18 protein-coding genes, 1 tRNA gene, 1 pseudogene and 1 other annotated feature are annotated in these 17,737 nt (G+C 60.1%); of the genes and pseudogenes, 9 read left to right on the forward strand and 11 right to left on the reverse strand.

Annotation, left to right across the window (positions count from 1 at the left end):
- Positions 1-13: 13 nt before the first annotated feature.
- The 4 genes from CDQ91_RS00530 to CDQ91_RS00545 all read right to left on the reverse strand — a co-directional run bounded on the left by CDQ91_RS00530 (position 14) and on the right by CDQ91_RS00545 (position 2,900).
- Positions 14-850 carry a DUF4198 domain-containing protein gene (locus tag CDQ91_RS00530; protein WP_419722531.1) on the reverse strand — a complete coding sequence of 279 codons (837 nt, stop codon included), beginning with the start codon at positions 848-850 and terminating at the stop codon, positions 14-16.
- Between the two features lie 18 nt (positions 851-868).
- Positions 869-1,399 carry a DUF2271 domain-containing protein gene (locus tag CDQ91_RS00535; RefSeq protein WP_088470760.1) on the reverse strand — a complete coding sequence of 177 codons (531 nt, stop codon included), beginning with the start codon at positions 1,397-1,399 and terminating at the stop codon, positions 869-871.
- A 10-nt stretch (positions 1,400-1,409) separates the two neighbouring features.
- Positions 1,410-2,057, reverse strand: coding sequence for a PepSY-associated TM helix domain-containing protein (locus CDQ91_RS00540; RefSeq protein WP_088470761.1), 648 nt, complete (start codon positions 2,055-2,057; stop codon positions 1,410-1,412).
- 144 nt (positions 2,058-2,201) lie between these two features.
- The gene (locus CDQ91_RS00545) at positions 2,202-2,900 is read right to left on the reverse strand and encodes a glutamine amidotransferase (protein ID WP_088470762.1); all 699 of its coding nucleotides are present in this window, start codon (positions 2,898-2,900) and stop codon (positions 2,202-2,204) included.
- A gap of 327 nt (positions 2,901-3,227) precedes the next feature.
- Here CDQ91_RS00545 and CDQ91_RS00550 point away from each other — a divergent pair, with 327 nt between their 5' ends.
- The 5 genes from CDQ91_RS00550 to CDQ91_RS00570 all read left to right on the forward strand — a co-directional run bounded on the left by CDQ91_RS00550 (position 3,228) and on the right by CDQ91_RS00570 (position 6,993).
- Positions 3,228-4,382, forward strand: coding sequence for a pyridoxal phosphate-dependent aminotransferase (locus tag CDQ91_RS00550; protein WP_088471378.1), 1,155 nt, complete (start codon positions 3,228-3,230; stop codon positions 4,380-4,382).
- Between the two features lie 167 nt (positions 4,383-4,549).
- Positions 4,550-5,191, forward strand: a complete 642-nt coding sequence (locus tag CDQ91_RS00555; RefSeq protein WP_144036645.1) for a hypothetical protein — start codon at positions 4,550-4,552, stop codon at positions 5,189-5,191.
- A gap of 11 nt (positions 5,192-5,202) precedes the next feature.
- Positions 5,203-5,676: a hypothetical protein gene (locus tag CDQ91_RS00560; RefSeq protein ID WP_158213582.1), complete on the forward strand. Its 474-nt coding sequence runs from the start codon at positions 5,203-5,205 to the stop codon at positions 5,674-5,676.
- A 7-nt stretch (positions 5,677-5,683) separates the two neighbouring features.
- Positions 5,684-6,418 (forward strand): C39 family peptidase, encoded by a 735-nt coding sequence (locus CDQ91_RS00565; protein ID WP_088470765.1) that lies wholly within the window; start codon positions 5,684-5,686, stop codon positions 6,416-6,418.
- An 8-nt stretch (positions 6,419-6,426) separates the two neighbouring features.
- Positions 6,427-6,993 carry a hypothetical protein gene (locus tag CDQ91_RS00570; protein ID WP_088470766.1) on the forward strand — a complete coding sequence of 189 codons (567 nt, stop codon included), beginning with the start codon at positions 6,427-6,429 and terminating at the stop codon, positions 6,991-6,993.
- A gap of 1,433 nt (positions 6,994-8,426) precedes the next feature.
- Here CDQ91_RS00570 and CDQ91_RS00580 read toward each other — a convergent pair.
- Positions 8,427-9,110: a helix-turn-helix domain-containing protein gene (locus tag CDQ91_RS00580; protein ID WP_158213583.1), complete on the reverse strand. Its 684-nt coding sequence runs from the start codon at positions 9,108-9,110 to the stop codon at positions 8,427-8,429.
- 356 nt (positions 9,111-9,466) lie between these two features.
- Between CDQ91_RS00580 and CDQ91_RS00585 the strand changes: the two genes are divergently transcribed.
- Both CDQ91_RS00585 and CDQ91_RS00590 read left to right on the forward strand, forming a co-directional pair.
- Positions 9,467-9,730, forward strand: a complete 264-nt coding sequence (locus CDQ91_RS00585) for a helix-turn-helix domain-containing protein (protein WP_237245760.1) — start codon at positions 9,467-9,469, stop codon at positions 9,728-9,730.
- A gap of 130 nt (positions 9,731-9,860) precedes the next feature.
- A pseudogene (locus CDQ91_RS00590) lies at positions 9,861-10,181 on the forward strand (ATP-binding protein); the annotation flags it as partial.
- Positions 10,182-10,881: 700 nt separating this feature from the next.
- On the opposite strand, the gene CDQ91_RS00595 reads toward CDQ91_RS00590, so the two are convergent.
- A protein-coding gene (locus CDQ91_RS00595) for an IS3 family transposase (RefSeq protein WP_088470769.1) occupies positions 10,882-12,110 on the reverse strand; the annotation gives its coding sequence in 2 pieces (ribosomal slippage) (positions 10,882-11,822 and positions 11,822-12,110; 1,230 coding nt in all).
- Positions 11,713-11,829 (reverse strand) — a sequence feature (AL1L pseudoknot). Its footprint overlaps the gene before it by 117 nt.
- Before the next feature lie 208 nt (positions 12,111-12,318).
- Positions 12,319-12,513 (reverse strand): hypothetical protein, encoded by a 195-nt coding sequence (locus CDQ91_RS00600; RefSeq protein ID WP_088470770.1) that lies wholly within the window; start codon positions 12,511-12,513, stop codon positions 12,319-12,321.
- A gap of 208 nt (positions 12,514-12,721) precedes the next feature.
- On the opposite strand from CDQ91_RS00600, the gene CDQ91_RS00605 reads away from it, so the two are divergent.
- Positions 12,722-13,141, forward strand: a complete 420-nt coding sequence (locus tag CDQ91_RS00605; protein WP_088470771.1) for a helix-turn-helix transcriptional regulator — start codon at positions 12,722-12,724, stop codon at positions 13,139-13,141.
- Positions 13,142-13,170: 29 nt separating this feature from the next.
- Here the strand turns inward: CDQ91_RS00605 and CDQ91_RS00610 are convergent, their stop codons facing one another.
- Both CDQ91_RS00610 and CDQ91_RS00615 read right to left on the reverse strand, forming a co-directional pair.
- The gene (locus CDQ91_RS00610; protein ID WP_237245761.1) at positions 13,171-14,634 is read right to left on the reverse strand and encodes a tyrosine-type recombinase/integrase; all 1,464 of its coding nucleotides are present in this window, start codon (positions 14,632-14,634) and stop codon (positions 13,171-13,173) included.
- 165 nt (positions 14,635-14,799) lie between these two features.
- Positions 14,800-14,892 (reverse strand) — tRNA-Ser (locus CDQ91_RS00615).
- Positions 14,893-15,128: 236 nt separating this feature from the next.
- Here CDQ91_RS00615 and CDQ91_RS00620 point away from each other — a divergent pair.
- Positions 15,129-15,896: a DUF1134 domain-containing protein gene (locus CDQ91_RS00620; protein WP_088471381.1), complete on the forward strand. Its 768-nt coding sequence runs from the start codon at positions 15,129-15,131 to the stop codon at positions 15,894-15,896.
- A gap of 428 nt (positions 15,897-16,324) precedes the next feature.
- On the opposite strand, the gene CDQ91_RS00625 is transcribed toward CDQ91_RS00620, so the two are convergent.
- Positions 16,325-16,879, reverse strand: a complete 555-nt coding sequence (locus tag CDQ91_RS00625) for an adenine phosphoribosyltransferase (RefSeq protein ID WP_088470772.1) — start codon at positions 16,877-16,879, stop codon at positions 16,325-16,327.
- A gap of 25 nt (positions 16,880-16,904) precedes the next feature.
- A complete protein-coding gene (locus tag CDQ91_RS00630; protein ID WP_088470773.1) occupies positions 16,905-17,714 on the reverse strand; it encodes a cytochrome c1 in 810 nt (269 codons plus the stop codon).
- Positions 17,715-17,737: the final 23 nt, after the last annotated feature.

Below are 17,737 nucleotides of genomic sequence, written 5' to 3' on the forward strand. Positions count from 1 at the left end.
AATATGCGATCGGTCAGGGCGCGAGCACTTCCAGGGTCGTGGCATAGCTTGCGCGCCGCTGCAGCGGCGGCTCGCCGGTCGCGCCTTCGGCGCGCTCGGTCTGCGGCGTCGTGACGTTAAGCCAGTACATGCCGGCTTCGGTCCAGTTCACCTCGACCTTGCCCTGGCTATCGGTCTTGAGGTTTATTTCGCCCAGTTGGTTTCGATAGCGAATGCCGCCCGGAATCACCGTGACCGACAGGCCCGCTGCGGGCTTGCCGTCGAGCAGGAACTGGAAGCTCGCGGTTTCGCCGGCGATCAGATCATTCGGGTGTGTGACCGGTGCGAGCTCGATGCCCTTGCCGGTCGGCTTGAACAGCGTCGTCGTCGGTTCGCCCACGGTCACGAAAATCTCGTTGCGATTGTTCGATTCAGCGGTCTTTACATTGGTTGCGCCGGCCGGAAGGCGTTCGGCCAGATTGGCGGTGGTCGTCCCACGCGGCAGACGCTCGGTCTTGCCGCCCAGGTCATAGCTGCCCATGAGGCCGTCGGATACCGACGCGATCCGCCAGGTTCCCTTTTGCGTCAGATGAACGTCGAAGGTGCTGCGATAGCGGCCTGTCGCCTTATTCTCGATCGCGGTCTCGGTCCCGTCGGGCGCCCACGCCTTGACCGCGTCGAGGCGCAACGGCTGATGCTCGAAGTAGAAGAGGTCGTTCGATACTGCGGCGTCGACGGTCACCCAGACATCATCGCCCGACAGCACGGTCGATGATGGCAACATCCACTGCCGGTGTGCGCTCGCGGGAACGACGGCGATCGCGGCCAGCGCGACGGTCGCGGCGAAACCCAAAATCTTCCTGTTCATCATCCTGTCCTTTTTTCTGCCTTAGCGGAAGGAGACCGAAACGGTCCCCAGCTCGGTCGTCCCCACAGCGCGTCCCCCGGCCCCGGCCTTACCCGGCCAGGTAAAGGGAATACGCAACACTTCGCGGCCGCCAACTTCGCGCGAGGCTTCGATCAGCAGCGTATATTGACCGGGTGCCAACGCACCGAGTTGGGCGCGCGTGAAGGATATTTTGTGCGTTCCGGGCGCGCGGGTCGCGCCGGTGATACCGTTGGCGGGGAAGGTCAGCGACCGCCCCGATGCACGCCACCATTGGCGAACATCGCGGAGCCACTTCGTGCCTTCATTCGCCTTCATGTCATGGTCGTACCAGACCGCGACCGTCTTCGCGCTCGCGCCCGGCTTTTCGACCCAGAAGGCAATGTACGGCTTGTGATATTCGGCGACCTTCAGCCGCGGGATGCTGATCGTGACATCCATGACGCCGGGCGCGGCGGCGATGGCCGGCGTAGCAAGGGCCGTCGCGAGGCCGGCGGAGCCGCCGATCAGGAGGGCGCTGTAGGAAAGCTGCATCGAAATTCTCCTAATGAATGAAGATGACGGCGATGACCGCCGGAATGACAACCCCCGCGCCCACGAGCGGCCATGTGCTTTTCCGCTTGGCCGAATGAAGTTGCAGCAGGAAAAGGCCGGTGATCGCGAAGACCAGGCAGGCGCCCGCGAAAATGTCGATGAACAGGCTCCACTCCCCGCCCGAATTGCGGCCCTTGTGAAGATCGTTGAGGTAGGAAATCCAGCCGCGGCTGGTAATTTCGGCGCTCGCCTCGCCGGTTGCGAGGTCGATCGCGACCCACGCGTCGCCGCCGGGCCGCGGTGCGGCCAGATAGACTTCTTCGGCCGACCATTCGGCCTCTGCCCCCGCGCGCACGGGGAAATTCGCCTCGACCCACTGTACGACCGGCGCTGGCAGCGGCGCCTTTGCGTCAGTCGGGACGGCGGCGGCGAGTTGTTTCAGCAGCGGCGCTGGCAGGGTCCCCGCCTTTTGGGAGATGATCGGTGTGCCTTCGATATCGGCGGCATGGTTCAGCGTGAAACCGGTGATCGCGAACAGCAGCAGGCCGATCAGGCTGATCGCCGAGCTCATCCAATGCCAGGTGTGGAGTTGCTTGAGCCAAAAGCTCTTGCTGCTCTTCTTCTTGGTCGCGGGTCGCGGGGAGGTTATCTGGTGCATGCGGACAATCTGATCTGGAAGGACCAGCGGGCACTATCGAGAACGATTCGCAATTACAACAACTATCGACGCTTTTTCTCACCCTTGATCATCGGTGAAAAAAGCCGCTGCGTCGGCAAGGGTGTAGATGGAAACGCGATAGCATCAGCTATCCAGCTCAGCGAGCCACTGGCCAATCATCCTCTGGCCCGCAGCAACGGCCACGGGACCAAATGCGGCGTGATCGGCCCGCATCTCGGCATCGCTACGCCCCGCCTCGATCAATGCCCCCGGCCATTGACGCACCCATTCTTCAAATCGTGGATCGCAACCCATTTCGGCATGAAACTGTAGCGCCAATATATTCGGCCCGCGCCGAAAAGCCTGATGAGCATAAGCCTGAGTCGAACCGAGCAACTCCACTCCGTCGGGCAGATCGAACGTATCACCATGCCAATGGAGAAGCGGAACTCCGTCGAGGTGGCGAAGTGGAGACGCCGGATCGACGAAGCTCAGCGCGTGAAAGCCGACTTCCTTGACCGGCCCTTCGTAAACCGGCGCGCCAAGTGCCGCCGCTATCATCTGTGCGCCAAAGCATACGCCGAGCGTCGGCAGGCCGGCCTCGAGCCGCCGGGCAAGGCGACGCAACTGGCATGATATCCAGGGATATTGATGTTGCTCATAGACCCCCATCGGTCCGCCCATCATGATCAACAGATCAGGATCGCAAAGATCGACCGCGCTGAACGCGGGATCGTCCACATCGACCCGGTCGAGTTGATATCCGGCCGCTTCAACGGGTTCGCGATAACCCGAAATCCCTTCGTGCGGCACGTGGCGGATAATGAGTCCCTTTTTGGTCATCTTGCGGTGTCGATTGCCCTGGGCCGTATGGCGATGAATGGAGGCTTTGCTACGATGTTTTGAACGCCACCTGTCTAACCAAAGGAAGCGGCCGCTGTCACTCTACTAAAGCAGTAGAGATACTGTCACGACCCGTAGCTGAGCTTGGCTCCCCCCCTGCGACCGGCCGCCGCTTCCCCAATCATCGCCGGACGCAGCCATGCCATTCCTGCGATCTAACGGCATCTTAATATTGCCGCGGACTTGACTAAACCGGCTGAAGCGGCACGAGCGGGGCATCCCCTCTTCCCAATCTGGAAATTGATTGCCGCTATGACGCACAACCGCATCACCGACGATATCGCCCCGTTTCGCGCCATCGAGATCAGTCAGCTGGCGCAGAAGATGCGCCGCGACGGCGGATCGATCATCCATATGGAGTTCGGCCAGCCATCCGAAGGCGCGCCGCAGGGCGCCGTCGCCGCGACGATCAACGCGCTCGGCAACGACGCCAGCATGATGGGATATTGGGAAAGCGCGCCACTGCGCGAACGCATCGCCCGCCATTACCGCGAACAATATGGCGTCGATGTCGGCCCCGAACAGATTATCCTGACCTGCGGCGCGTCGCCCGCGCTTGTCCTCGCGCTTCTTACCGTCTTCAAGCCAGGCAGTCGCGTCATGACAGCGAGGCCCGGCTATGTCGCCTATCGCAATTCGCTGCGCGCGCTCTCAATGGCGCCGGTCGAGGTCGCCTGCGGCGCAGAGGATCGTTTCCAGATCAACGCCCGCCACATTCGCGAGGCAGCGGAGGCTCCCGACGGCCTGATCGTCGCCAGCCCGGCCAATCCGACCGGTACGATCATCCCGCCGCACGAACTTGCCGACATTGTTGCGGCTTGCAAGGAACGCAACGTCCAGATCATCTCCGACGAAATCTATCATCGCCTGAGCTATGGGATCGAAACCCATTCGGTGCTGAGCTATGATCCTGACGCATTCGTCATCAACAGCTTCTCGAAATATTATGGCATGCCCGGCTGGCGCCTCGGCTGGCTCGTCTGCCCGAAGCCCTATGTCAGCGCGGCGCGCGCGCGCGTCGGAAATCTTTTCCTCTCTCCCCCCGCCCTCAGTCAGCATGCAGCGCTCGCGGCGTTCGACTGCGAACCCGAACTCGACGCGCGCGTCGAAGTTTATCGTCGCAATCGGGTCCTGCTGATCGCGACTTTGGAGAAACTCGGCATTACCGATGTCGCCCCCTCGGACGGCGCGTTCTATATCTATGCTTCGATTGCCCATTTGACCGACGACAGCATCGCATTTTGCAAAAAGCTGCTCGCCGAAACAGGCTTGGCTACCGCACCGGGTGTCGACTTCGATCCCGAAAATGGACACCGTTTTATCCGTTTCAGCTACGCCTTGACGACCGAGCTCGTCGAAGATGCTTGCCGGCGCTTTACAGAATGGATGGAGCGGGAGTTTCTCGCCGCGCGGCACGGCTGACCGCGCACTAACGGCCACTTCGCCCATTGACGCGTCATAGAGTCAGGCCTTTCGGCCCGTGGCGCGTCGGAGCGCGCCTGTCACAATATTGCGCGCGCGCATCGCCTACCGATTCCGTCTGGTTAGTTATCCGTAATCGGCATTGCCAATTCGCAAAGCCGGGCGACTTGCATCGGACCATCATGGCCTTGTTCGCATCGGTGCGGACAATGGGGAGGATCCGCAACAGGCATGTCTTCCGGCATGGCGCGCTACACCCCCTTTTGCGAAAGAAGGAAAAGACCATGATCAGGAAAGTCATGCTTGCGGTGTCGACGCTGACACTCGCTGTCGCCGGAGTACCGGCATTGGCGCAACAGAATCAGGATAATGACAACACCACCACCGGCGCGTCGGGCAACCGTAGCGACACGACCGTCGTGAACGACCTCATCGACCTGTTCGTTCAGGACAATGCCGCCGACACCTATTCGGATGATGACCAGGACAATGACGGCAATGGATCCGGCAACGGAAACAATTTCGTCATTGCCAGCCAGTCCCTGAATGCAGTCAACACCAACAAATATCTGGACGAAGTCGTCGATCTGGATGGTGAAGACGGGTCCGAAACTCCGGTCGGCTACAACAGCGGCAACAACTCGATCCGCGGCAATGCCTTTGCCGCCTATGCGGGTATCATGAACGCAGCCTGGAACACCGGTATCAATGCCAATACCCAGGCGGCAACCAACATTGCAGCCCAGGGCACCGTGTCCTTCGGCGAATGCTGTGCAGCCGCTGACGGTGGCGGAGACGGCGGAGACTGAGCCCCCCGGAGATGGCCGGTTCGCCCGATCCGGGCGGCCGGTCATCCTGTTTGCGAGCCTTACAGGAGCGTCTCGCCATGAAATATTTGATATTATCCGCCGCCCTGGCTGCGGCGAGCCTTTCCGCACCGGCGCTTGGACAAACCACCGCGCCCAACAACCCGTCGGACACTGCGATGGTCGATGCGGCTAGCATGTCGGCGGCGACATCGACGACCCAGGCCCCTAGCGACCCCAAATCGCCCATGCTGACCAACGACGAACTGGACTCGCTGCGCGGTGGCGAAACATTGGTGATCACCAACCAGACGCTGAACGCGATTACGAGCGGCAATATTCTGAACGGCGACTATGCCGCCGGCGCGGTCACGCTAAGCGACAACGCCCTGTCCAACTTCAATGGCGTCGGCAATCTTCTGATTAATACAGGCGCACAGGTCAGCGTGCAAAGCGGTATGAATCTGACCATCAACCTCGCCAACTGATCGGCGCATGCGACCGTTATTCGCCTTGATCGCCGGTGCCCTATGCACCCAGATGGCGCCGCCCGCTGCGGCCGAAGTCCGATTGGGCAACAATGAGGCCGGCGGAAGCTACGCCGTCCAGGTGATGACCTGGTGGGATATCCCGTTCCGCTCCGTCGTTCGCCAACGCTATGACTTCAGTTGCGGGTCTGCGGCGATCGCGACCCTCCTCACCTTTCACTATGGCCAGCCGACATCGGAAACGGCGCCTTTTCGTGCGATGTGGGAAGTCGGCGACCGCGAGGAGATCCGCAAGGTCGGATTTTCGATGCTCGACATGAAGCATTACCTGAAGTCGCGCGGCTATCGCGCGGAAGGCTTTCGCATCAACATCGAGCAGCTGCGTGACGTGAAACGCCCCACCATCGCCCTTCTCGATCTCAACGGCTTCAAACATTTCGTCGTCATCAAAGGGCTAAAAGGCGATCGCGTGCTGACCGGCGACTCGGTACTCGGCCTCAGCGAATATGCGCTTGGCGATTTCGAAAAGCACTGGAATGGCATCCTTCTGGCGATCGTGGACGGAGCCGACCGACGCCCCGTCTTCAACCTCGCCGGCGATTGGGGACCGTGGTCCAAGGCACCGCTTGAAGAAGATGGCGCGTTGCATGTGTCGGCCGGCGATCTCACCACCAATCTGCCCCCGAAATATCAGCTGACGCCGCAAATCCTACTCGATGTCCGCGTCGGGACGGTGAAATGAGGACTATCATGCCCAGGAACCTCCATATCCTCGCCCTTGCCCCGCTCCTGCTGGCGGCGAGCGAGGCTGCCGCCGAAGATCCGCTCATCGATGCCGCGACGGTGTCGGACGAGGTTCTGGCGACCCAGCGCGGCGGCTTTTCATGGAACGACATGCAAATCTCGTTTGGCGCCGACATTCGTAGCTTTGTCAATGACCAGCTCGCCTTGCGCACGATCGTCAGCTGGACGGCGAATGGTGCCACGGTCGATCGCTTCGTATCGCCCTCGCTCACTGCGGCCGACGCAGCGCATGTCCAGGCCGGGATACTGACCAGCGGCGGCATCCAGATGCGAATTGGCAATGAATCGGTATTTCTCGCCAATGACGGACAGACAGCACTCATCCATTCGACTGACGCGATCCAGAACGTCCTGATCAACACTGCCAGCGGCGTGAACCTGGCCCAGCAAGTGGACGCGACGCTCGACATCTCGGGCTATGACGGCTTTCGTGACGCCCTCGCGATGACGCGGATCAGCGACGCCGTTGGAAACGCAGTGAGCGCCGGCTCTCTCGGAGCGCTCGGCAACTGATTTGACCGATTATCAGTTGAACGGCATCCGTATCGTGATGCTGACGTCAGGTGCGTCCTCGGTCACCCCGAACTCGAACCCAAAGTTCAGCACGTCGTGCAGCGACAAGCGGTAGGACATGCCCAGGTTCAGCGACCCGACATGAAGATATTTGGATTTTTGATGGGTCTCGCCGATTTCGGATTTCGTCGGGAAAATATAATTGTGGCGATAGCCGAGTGAGAAAGAAAAGCGCGGATTGAGCGCGAAGCCGAAGCCCAGATTGGCCGAAATCGCATCTCCCGGATCGACGCGCCCGACCAGAACATCGCCGACCAGTTTATTCACATCCCGCGGGATGTGATACAAATAGGCCATTCCCCCATAAATCACCGTCGGGTCCGATGGCATCAGGAAGTTGACGCCGGGCTGAACCGCCCAGAATCCCGAACCGGTGGCCAGGCCGGTCGCGACGCCAAATTCATCATAACCGATATCGAACGGCCCCTTGCCGGTGTTGGACTTGACCCTGAGCGATCCGATGAAGATCGGCTTTTGCCCCACCGGCCGGTTGAACTGATAACGCACGGCGAACTCCGCATCGCCAATCCCATGTTCGCTCAGCGCAATTTGCCGCACAATACCCTCGTCGCGCTGCTGGGCGACCTCGATCCGGTCGTTACGGAAAAGATAGGGCGCGCGGAGCTCAACCTCCAGCCGATCCGTGAGGCCGTAGCGAAGTGCGGCCGTTCCGACGACGGTGTCGCGATCGGCGTCGGTTGCCTCGATCAAGCCAATCTGTATTCCCGGGATCAGCTCAATCCCCCGGAACACCAAGCGGTTGGTCGAGGACCGCGTATATTCGAAGGACGGCTCGAAGACGAGCTTTCCGGCCGGTGTGAGGACGCCCTGCCCTTCGGGCACCGCCGCCACGCGCTCCTCTGTCCTGGGTTCAGGGGGGGGCGCTTCGCCAACCGGACTGTCGGGCAAGGAAACCATGCTGGACCCCGGCCCCGGAAGAGCCGGATCGATGCCCTGGGCCAGTCCGGCGCCACGCATCGAATCAAGCGGCCGGTCCGCGAGCGCCAGCAAGCTCAGCCTGTCGACCTGGATCTGCTGCTGGGCAAGATGTTGCTGCATCTTCTCAATCTGGTCGCGCTGCTCGTCAATCATCGCACTTTGCCTGTCGATCAATTGCCGTTGCTCGTCGATGATCCGCCTTTGTTCGCCCGTCTCGGAAACCGTTGCGGCAAGCGCTTCCTGCGCCGCGCCGTCAGACAGAACCGACGCAGCCCCACCCCATGACGCGCTGACATCGAGAAAGGCCAGATTGGCGCATTGGCATTCCAGCGCTGGTAACGTGCTCGCTTCTGCACGAGCTGTGACAGCCATGGCGGACAAGCCAACGACGACCGTGCAGCTGCGGAACAACAACGGCGTGGCCCAGCTCTTTGTCATAGTCTCTCTCCCCGGGGATGAACGGCAACGCTCGACGGCCCAGCCGTATGCAATCGCTCGATAGCAGCCTCGACCTCCTCGCCCGCGACAGCCATCAGGCCCTCGACATCGATGATCCGGCACATCTGCGGCCCGTCCAACTCGATCAGTCCGCGACGAACGAAGCCTGAAATCGTACGGCTGACAGTGTGGATGGTTAGCCCGAGATGGTCTGCGATATCGCTTCGCGGCATCGGCAGAGGGATGCTTTCGGGTGATTCAAGCCGCTCCGCAGCTATCAGCAGGAAGGCGGCAACCCGCTCGTTCGCATTCCGGCGGCCGAGCAGGAAAATGCACTGGTTGGCGCTCTCCAACGCCCGTTCGAGAGCGTGGTTCTGCGACGATGATTCCAGTTCCCCCGCCGCTGCGAAATGGCGGCTCAAAATGGCATTGGTCACTGCCTCGGCTGCAGCTTCGCGCCGCCCGCATTCGACCCCGAATGCATCACCCTTGTAGTAGAATCCTGTCAACTGGCGATGCCCGTCGATATGGAAACGGCAAGTTCGCACGATGCCCGACACGACTTCGAACCAGCCGTCGCTGCGATCGCCCTGAAAGAAGATGATTTCGCCTTTGCGGAACCGAAGCTCGATTTCTTGACCGTGCGCTCCAGGGCGCAAACCGGCCCGTAACTCTTGCACGCCACTTCTCCCCAATCAGAAATTGGACTTCTGCGGCGACCCCTTATGAGGGCATAGTGTTGGCTGGGCCGACTTTAGTCCATCCGGTCAAACGCGTAGGAATTGGCGTGCACGATCAGCGTAGGGAAAATACGTGGGTGTTTTCCGAGGGCACAGATAAGTTGAATTTTACCGCATTTTCGATTCATAATGTGCTAGGGATATTTTTTCTGATCGTGCAAAAAGGTCGCCGCGTTCCACTGTGTCGCGGCAGCGGTGTCACATGATCGCAAAAATACGATGGTATGAACATTCCAAGTCGATAAATGCCACGGGTCGCTGTTCGTCCGCGCTAAGAGCGCTATGGGAGAATAGCTGTGCAACGGGACCAACTTTTTTCGGAGCCGCATCTTACTACTCGTGAGCATCAAATATTAGAACTTGTCGCGATGGGACAATCGGCAAAAGAGATCGCGATCGAAATCAGCATCGCTCCCAGAACCGTCGAACGACATATCGAGAATCTGCGACTGAAACTCAATGCTCGCAATCGGGCGCATCTGATCACTCAGGCCATATGCCTCGGCATTTTAACGATCGACGGATCGGTGTCGGCGAACGGTATGCCGCTTCTGATCTGATCGGCTATCCGGCTCGCCCCTTTGGCGGCCAGATCGAACAGCCTTCCAGCACCCTAGACTGTCAATTCAACCGCACATGACCCTTGTCATGACACGCCGCTTATCCGCCGGATCAAAATGGCTCCGCTCAATGGTGACACGCCTTGAAGAGGAGACCCGGATCGGCAAGGGCGGGACCCTGGCGGCGCAGCTGTCGCGGCTCGACCTGATCGTGCTCGACGAGCTTGGATATCTGCCGTTCGCACGCTCGGGAGGGCAGTTGCTGTTCCACCTCATCAGCAAGCTTTATGAGCGCACCAGCGTCATCATCACCACGAACCTCGCGTTCGGCGAGTGGCCCACCGTCTTCGGCGATCCCAAGATGACCACGGCGCTGCTCGACCGCGTCACCCACCACTGCGATATCGTCGAGACGGGCAACGATAGCTGGCGCTTCAAAAACCGCAGCTGACCGCCACCTTCGCCGCCTTCAAAAATCTATCTTGCGCTGCGTGCGCCTCCGGGCGGGCTACGCCCGCCCTCCGCCGCACGCAGCGCAAGGCTCACCTCGACAAACCCCTATCATATCCGCAAGGGGGTCCTTCTTCGACGCCGATCGGGGGTCCCGTTTGAACGCCGTTTGACACATTGAAGGATCATGATCCAAAAAATGCCAAGCTTCGAAGCGAGATGCGGGTATTCCTTACCACGACGGTAGCCGGAGGCGTGACGGGCGGCGAACAAATTGCGTTTGCGGGTCTGCGACTACTATCGTTTTCGCGGCTACTACCAAATATCGTATCAGGGCGAACGGGATGGCCAAAGCGCCATGAACGTTGGTTTGGCCCCCTTGCCGGGTCTCGGAATAAAGACGCCGCGAAGCTAATCCTCGTGGCGCGATCGGCCGTCTGGATCACGTCACAGTATCCACCGGCATTTAGCCGGGAGGGGCACCCGCATGACCTTCGGCTTTTTATTGCGTTGAATGCCAAAAAAGCAAATGTTCCGGGCCAGGATCTAATCAAAGCAACTAAGAAAAGGGCAAACGCTTGGATCGAGCCAGACCTCAGAGTTTCCGTTATCGCAAACCTTGGCGGTTCCCAGCTTTGGGATATCCAACCTGAATTCCATTTTGAACCGCCCCGGAACTGCCGGAGGCCATTTGGTTTAAGTTACGCAGCCATGGAGACGTCGTCCAGCATGGCATAGTATCGTTCTTCGGCTTCGGCGGGCGGGATGTTACCGATAGGCTCAAGCAGCCGCCTGTTGTTAAACCAGTCGACCCATTCGAGCGTGGCATATTCGACAGCTTCAAAGGATCGCCACGGACCTCGCCGATGGATCACCTCGGCCTTGTAAAGGCCATTGATCGTCTCGGCCAAGGCGTTGTCATAACTGTCGCCAACACTCCCGACCGACGGCTCGATCCCGGCCTCGGCGAGGCGCTCGGTATATTTGATCGACACATATTGGCTGCCGCGATCGCTGTGGTGGATCAGCCCGCCACGATGGGCCGGTCGGCGATCGTGGATGGCCTGCTCAAGGGCATCCAGGACGAAGCTCGCATGCGCCGTCCTGCTGACCCGCCAACCCACGATATAGCGGGCATAAACGTCGATGACGAAGGCCACATAAACGAAGCCGGCCCATGTCGCGACATAGGTAAAGTCTGACACCCAGAGCATATTGGGCGCCGGCGCATGGAACCGCCGGTTCACCTGATCGAGCGGGCAAGGCGCGGCTTTGTCGCTGATCGTCGTGCGCACCGGCTTGCCCCGGATTACACCCTGCAAGCCCAGGTCGCGCATCAGCCGCTCGATGGTGCATCGCGCGACGGCGAAGCCCTCGCGGTTCATCTGTCGCCAGACCTTGCGCACCCCGTAAACGCCGAAGTTGTCAGCAAAAACACGGACCACCTCGGGCTTCAGATCACGATCGCGCCGGGCACGATCTGATAGCCTTCCAGGGTCTCGTCGCTGAGCGACACGCTCGTGGTAGGTGGATGGGGCGATCGGCAGAACCCGGCAGATCGGCTCGACCCCATAAACCTCACGATGCTCATCAATGAAGGCAGTCATCTCCGGAACGGGCGGTCGAGCTCCGCCTGGGCAAAATATGCTGACGCCTTGCGCAGGATCTCGTTGGCCTGGCGCAACTCGCGGTTCTCGCGCTCAAGGGACTTGAGGCGATCAGCCATCTCGGTCGGAACACCGGCGCGCTTGCCGCTATCGACCTCGACCTTCTTCACCCACTCATGAAGCGTCTGCGGCACGCAGCCGATCTTCGCTGCGATCGATACGATGGCTGCCCACCGTGATGGATGATCGCCTTCGTGATCCAGCACCATCCGTACCGCACGTGCGCGAACCTCAGGTGAAAACTTGTTGGTTGTCTTGCTCATCGTAGGCCCTTCCTCTCAGGAGTTGGGGCCTCCGGCAATCCCGGGGCGGTTCACCTTCCGTCTGGCAGGGGCTCTGTAGCGCGGGCCGCCGTGATTTCGGTTTCAAACGCTTCGAGATCGGCGGCATTGGTCAAATCCAGCCGGTTACGAAGAACGTCGGTGCCTGGATAACAGTAAGGATCGTCGAAAGCCTCATACACGGTCGAGTTCAGGCTTTCGCGGCATATTTCTCGATGATGCGCTGCCTGCGTTCGGCGGACGTAGCGCGTCGATGGTCATCCGCCCGGAATTCGCGCTTTGCGCTGTCCGTCAGACGAATGCCCTCAACCGCGCTGATGGCCGCGAATTGGACGAGACCCAGCGTGAGGGTTCTTTCGCGCTGAACCGCCTGTTTCTTCGCCATTGTCATCTCCTGAATCGTCGAGCGACTATAATCGCTTCATCAGCGTAATGCACGTTTTCATGCCGCCAAACTACTGCGCGAAATGGAAGGCGAACCCTTCTCGAATAGCCCTCCATGCATGAGAGCTCAAATCTCGCCATGACCCATGCAACATTATCGGGATGTCACCCCCCCATGCTCAATCTCATATAATTGCTATCTTTATGGCATGTACTCAAAGGCCATCAGCCCTCGCAAGTCGAAGCAAGCCCCTGCCTCTGCCGGGTTCGGCGGGGAGAGCGCACTCGTAGAAGAATTGGCAAAACTAATATCGGCAAGCCCCTCCGCACTGGAACTGATAGCTGAGGCGCTCGATAGAAACCAACCTAAGAAGCATGAATCATACAGTCCGTGCCTGCGATGCGGCAGCAATTCAAAAACTGACAATGTCACGCCAGCACCGTCGGAGCCTGACGATCCGTTGGTGCCACTCGACGTAGTTAAGCGGATCGCGGGCCTTGGCAAAACCAAAATCTATGACCTCATCCGCCAAGGCAAATTTCCTGAACCTTTCAAACCGGGCGGAACATCTTCCCGATGGAGCCTCGCGGAAGTTAAACGTTGGCGTGAGGAACTGCAGCCTGGCTGACGTTGCCCCGAGCCGAGGAGCAGACCGTATTACCGCGGTCTCCCCGGACCATTCGCGGCCCATCGGATCGGACCTTCGAGCAACGTCTCCGCCGGCCAGAAACCCTCGAACAGAATATCGGCCCATTCCTGTGCAAGCTGCCGTCGCCGCGGCATATATGCTGCGCGATTATATGCATCCTCCGACCCTGAGACGAGCGTCCCGGGCGAATTTCTCTTGTCCGAGGCTTGAGGCACATGCGCCAACATCAAATCAATCACGGCACGATCTCCGTCCTGGCCCAGCTCTTTTGCGCGTTCATTCATGATCGTTGAGAAAGCAGCTCGAAAACCATGCGGGACGTGGCGCTGATGATAACCGGCGCGAATGAGGAGGGCCCTCAACGTGTTTTCCGATATCGACCGGCTGACCTGCCGTTCGCCCGGAAAGCAAAATTGAAACTTGCCGGTCAGCCGCCTGAGTTGATCCAGCACGTCGATCGCTTGCCGCGAGAGAGGGACATGGTGATCGAAGTCAGAACTCCCCTTCTTCGCCTTTATGCCCTTCATTCGGGATGCCGGAACAACCCACGTCGGCGCCTTTCCACCAAGATCGACAAATTCAGTCCATCGAGCGCCCGTCAAGTCTCCCGGCCGCACTGCTGTTAGGGCGAGCAATCGAAGTGCCAGCTTGGTCTGGCCCCGACATCGTTGCGCCTCACAATCTAATAACATCTGACGAACTGCGCTGATTCGGCCTTCCCGGTCGCGCTCTTCGTCAACAATTGACGGCTGATGCTTCGATTCAGGAACGGGCTTCAATGCCTTGGAAAGCGTTGCTACAGGGTCGCCGTCGCAAAGCCCTGCCGCTATTCCATATACAAACACCGCAGAAATTCGCTGTCGTAGACGATGTGCCGTCTCGATCGCCCCTCGCTTTTCGACCGCGCGCAAAAGAGCCAATACCGCCGGGGCCTTCAATTCTGCGATCGGCTCGCCACCGATCAGCGGAAGTACGTCGCGCTCAAGGCTGACCAGAACATCGCTGGAGTGCACAGCTGACCAGCGGGCGTGCGGATCAGTCGTCCAGCGATCGGCCTGAGCATACGACCATTTGCCTGCATTCAGCATGGCCGATTCGCGGAGTTTTTCGAGCGACCACCCGCTATGAAGTTCGAACCACGCCTCCGTGGCCGCCCGGAAACTATTCTGTCTTTCGCTGGCTTGAGCCAGCTCGGCAGCGCGGCGCTCTTCTGCTGGGTCCCTTCCCTGGCTCAGCACGCGCTTCGCTTCATCGCGCTTAGCGCGCGCGTTCAAGAGGGTAACGGCCGGATAAGAGCCAAAGCTGAGCGTTTTCTGGATCGGCTTTCCTGCTAAATTTCTCCCAAAGGTATAGTTCATCCGCCAGTGCTTGCCGCCAGAAGGAGTCACTTGAAGGTAAAGCTGCCCACTATCTCCGAGGCGATAGGCGGCCTTACGTGGCTTGGCAGCCTTGATCTTCCCGTCGTTAAGCACGCTCGCCTCCGATACCATGGACGACCGGACCGATACCATGGACCGTACCATGGATTAACGCGGACGCCTGCGGACGCACGCGAACGCGTCGCGCCTTAGCGAATCGGTTTAACCTTAGAAAATCAATGATTTGTGAACGGCCCCGAACGGGCGCGATCACAAAAATGGCGGAGGCGGAGGGATTCGAACCCTCGGTACCGGATTTACCAGTACGACGGTTTAGCAAACCGTTGGTTTCAGCCACTCACCCACGCCTCCGCATGGCCTGTCGCGCTAGCAACAGTCTGGCCTAGGCGGGCGCTATAGCCAGCACTTCATCGCCCCGCAACGCCTAACATTACCCTTTTTCCATCCATCGACGCTTTGGGGACGAAAATGATTCATTCCGGCGCAATTTCGACTCGGGTCATCGCCGGTTCATTGCTCGAGCGGCAAATCAGGCCATGATTGAAACAGGTTTCGGCGCCGCGCGTCGTTCGTTTTTTGGGGGTATTATGCGAAACACGATCAGCAGCTTTGCGATCACGGCTTTTGCGGCGATCGGCCTTGCCCTGGCACCGATGCCTGCCACCGCGCAGATGCAGGAAGTCGACCCCAATGCGGCGATCGACGCCGATCTCGACAGGCCCGCCCTCTCCCCGGCACCAACCAGCGATGATTCGATGGGGAGCGACATCAACAGCGACCTCGCCACTGGCGACGAACAATATGGGCAGGTCACGGGCACCAACGACACGACTGCGAACTCCGCCGCAGCGACCAACACCGCCCCTCCTGGCGCGACGTACAAGAAGGACGATCTGATAGGCGCCGCCGAAGGCGTATTCGGCAAGGGCGCACAGGGCCTCGCCGGTCTGATCGAAGATATTCTGAAGAAGCAGGGCGAACCCAACGCCTATATCGTCGGGCGCGAGGCTGGCGGCGCACTCGTCGTCGGCGTCCGCTATGGCTCGGGAACGCTCCACCACAAGGTCGAGGGCGATCTCCCTGCCTATTGGACCGGGCCGTCGATCGGCTTCGACGCCGGCGCCAATGCCGGCAACACTTTCGTCCTCGTATACAATCTGTTCGACAGCGAGGATTTGTACAGGCGCTATCCGGCGGGCGAAGGCGCGGCCTATCTACTCGGCGGATTCAATGCGAGCTATTTGCGCCGCGGCGATGTCGTCCTGATCCCGATCCGGGTCGGCGTCGGCGCGCGGCTGGGCGCCAATGTCGGCTATATGAAGTTCCGCAAGAAGCAGAACTGGGTCCCCTTCTAGGCACAACCCGATTGCCACGGGGGCTATCGCCCGCGCTTCGGCGCGGGCTTTTCTTTGCGCGGCAGAGCCTCGCGACCGAGCAGCAACGACCCGCAGATTAAAGAGCCGCAACCCAAAAATGGCATGGCGGAACAAAGTAGGACGGCGATTTCTGGCTCCGTTGGCGGCGAAATCTTGCTGTGGCTACTTTCGACCGGTTGCGGCCATTCGATCCTCCCTGTGCCGCAGGCATGGGGAGGTGGCAGCCCGAAGGGCTGACGGAGGGGCTATGGGCGCCGACGTCGCTGCCCCTCCACCACCGCCTGCGGCGGCGGTCCCCCTCCCCATCGCTGCGCGACAGGGAGGATCTTTATGTCCGCTTCCCACCCGAAAACAGACGTTGAAAGCTTGGAATCGCTCGCCTTCGCGCGATTCCGCCAATATTTCCCCTATTCGCCGTCAAAGGCGATCAGCGTCTCGCAAAGGAGGCCCGCGGCCTGCAGCCGCTGCGATCCGCCGAGGTCGGGTAAATCGATGACGAACAGCGCTCCTGCGACTTCCGCCCCAACGCTTTGCATCAGCGCGGCCGTCGCGAGGATCGTGCCGCCGGTTGCGAGCAGATCGTCGACGAGCACGACCCGATGCCCCGGCAGAACCGCGCCCTCGTGCAGTTCGAGCCGGTCGACGCCATATTCGAGTTCATAGTCGACCCCGATGGTGACGCCAGGGAGCTTGCCTGCCTTGCGGACCGGAACGAGGCCGAGGCCCATGGCGGTCGCCATCGCGGCACCGAACAGGAAGCCGCGCGCCTCGACCGCGACGATCAGGTCGGGCCGATGGACCGCCGCCAACGCACTTAATCGGCGCACGCTTTCGGCAAAGCCGACCGCGTCGCCGATCAATGTGGTGATATCGCGAAACTGGACGCCCGACTTGGGAAAGTCGGGGATCGTGCGGACCAGCGACGCGAGGTCGAGGTCAGGCTGGGGCGGAAGGGCGATCATCTAAAATAATCACCCTTCCCCAGTCTCAATGCTTCTTGTCAGCCCAGATGTTCCGATAGGACAAATAGGTCAGCACGGTGAAGATCAGCAGGAAGAAGAAGGCTGCCCAACCCACCTGCACGCGCGTCACCAGCTTGGGCTCGGCGGTCCAGACGAGGAATGCGGTTACGTCCTTCGCCATCTGATCGACCGATGCCTTCGTGCCGTCGGCATATGTCACCTGGCCGTCGGACAGCGGCTTCGCCATCGCAAGGTTCAGGTTTGCGAAATAGGGGTTGTAGTGCAGCCCCGTGCTCGGCGCGAGTTCCTTCGGCAGATTCTGCGGCGGATTCTGGTAGCCGGTCAGCAGCGAATAGACGTAATTCTTGCCGCCTTCGCGCGCCTTTGTGATCAGCGAAAGATCCGGCGGCAGCGCGTTGTTGTTAGCCGCGCGCGCCGCAACTTCATTGGCATAGGGTGCCGGGAAATGATCCGACGACAGGCCATCGCGGGTCGCCGGCTCACCCGTGTCGGGGTTGATCGACGGCACCTGGAAGCCCTTGGCAAAGGTCTTCACCTGGCCTTCGGTATAGCCCAGATCCTGAATGTTGCGGAAGGCAACGAAGTTCAGGCTGTGACAGGCAGAGCATACTTCTTTGTATACCTGCATCCCGCGCTGGAGTTGCTGCTTGTCCCAGTGGGGCACCAGACCGTCACTCGCGAGAGCGAGCTTCTTCGGATGCTTGTGGAAGTCATGCGTGGCGTTGTGTTCATTGGACAACGGCGTCGTGAAGATCGCGAGCACCAGTGCCGTGATGAAACCCAGGCCGACGAGGAATCCGAGCGGACGAACCATGGCTGAATCAGCTCCTATTAAAG

This window comes from Sphingopyxis witflariensis (genome assembly GCF_002205635.1).
GTDB classification, from domain to species: Bacteria; Pseudomonadota; Alphaproteobacteria; order Sphingomonadales; family Sphingomonadaceae; genus Sphingopyxis; species Sphingopyxis witflariensis.

What these genes read in the sequence shown, in the direction of transcription:
- CDQ91_RS00630 (WP_088470773.1), bottom strand. Translation starts at nt 17,714, where the DNA reads ATGGTTCGTCCGCTCGGATTCCTCGTCGGCCTGGGTTTCATCACGGCA.
- CDQ91_RS00605 (WP_088470771.1), top strand. Translation starts at nt 12,722, where the DNA reads ATGTACTCAAAGGCCATCAGCCCTCGCAAGTCGAAGCAAGCCCCTGCC.
- CDQ91_RS00625 (WP_088470772.1), bottom strand. Translation starts at nt 16,879, where the DNA reads ATGATCGCCCTTCCGCCCCAGCCTGACCTCGACCTCGCGTCGCTGGTC.
- CDQ91_RS00565 (WP_088470765.1), top strand. Translation starts at nt 5,684, where the DNA reads ATGCGACCGTTATTCGCCTTGATCGCCGGTGCCCTATGCACCCAGATG.
- CDQ91_RS00535 (WP_088470760.1), bottom strand. Translation starts at nt 1,399, where the DNA reads ATGCAGCTTTCCTACAGCGCCCTCCTGATCGGCGGCTCCGCCGGCCTC.
- CDQ91_RS00545 (WP_088470762.1), bottom strand. Translation starts at nt 2,900, where the DNA reads ATGACCAAAAAGGGACTCATTATCCGCCACGTGCCGCACGAAGGGATT.
- CDQ91_RS00600 (WP_088470770.1), bottom strand. Translation starts at nt 12,513, where the DNA reads ATGGCGAAGAAACAGGCGGTTCAGCGCGAAAGAACCCTCACGCTGGGT.
- CDQ91_RS00620 (WP_088471381.1), top strand. Translation starts at nt 15,129, where the DNA reads ATGCGAAACACGATCAGCAGCTTTGCGATCACGGCTTTTGCGGCGATC.
- CDQ91_RS00560 (WP_158213582.1), top strand. Translation starts at nt 5,203, where the DNA reads ATGGCCGGTTCGCCCGATCCGGGCGGCCGGTCATCCTGTTTGCGAGCC.
- CDQ91_RS00540 (WP_088470761.1), bottom strand. Translation starts at nt 2,057, where the DNA reads ATGCACCAGATAACCTCCCCGCGACCCGCGACCAAGAAGAAGAGCAGC.
- CDQ91_RS00570 (WP_088470766.1), top strand. Translation starts at nt 6,427, where the DNA reads ATGCCCAGGAACCTCCATATCCTCGCCCTTGCCCCGCTCCTGCTGGCG.
- CDQ91_RS00530 (WP_419722531.1), bottom strand. Translation starts at nt 850, where the DNA reads ATGATGAACAGGAAGATTTTGGGTTTCGCCGCGACCGTCGCGCTGGCC.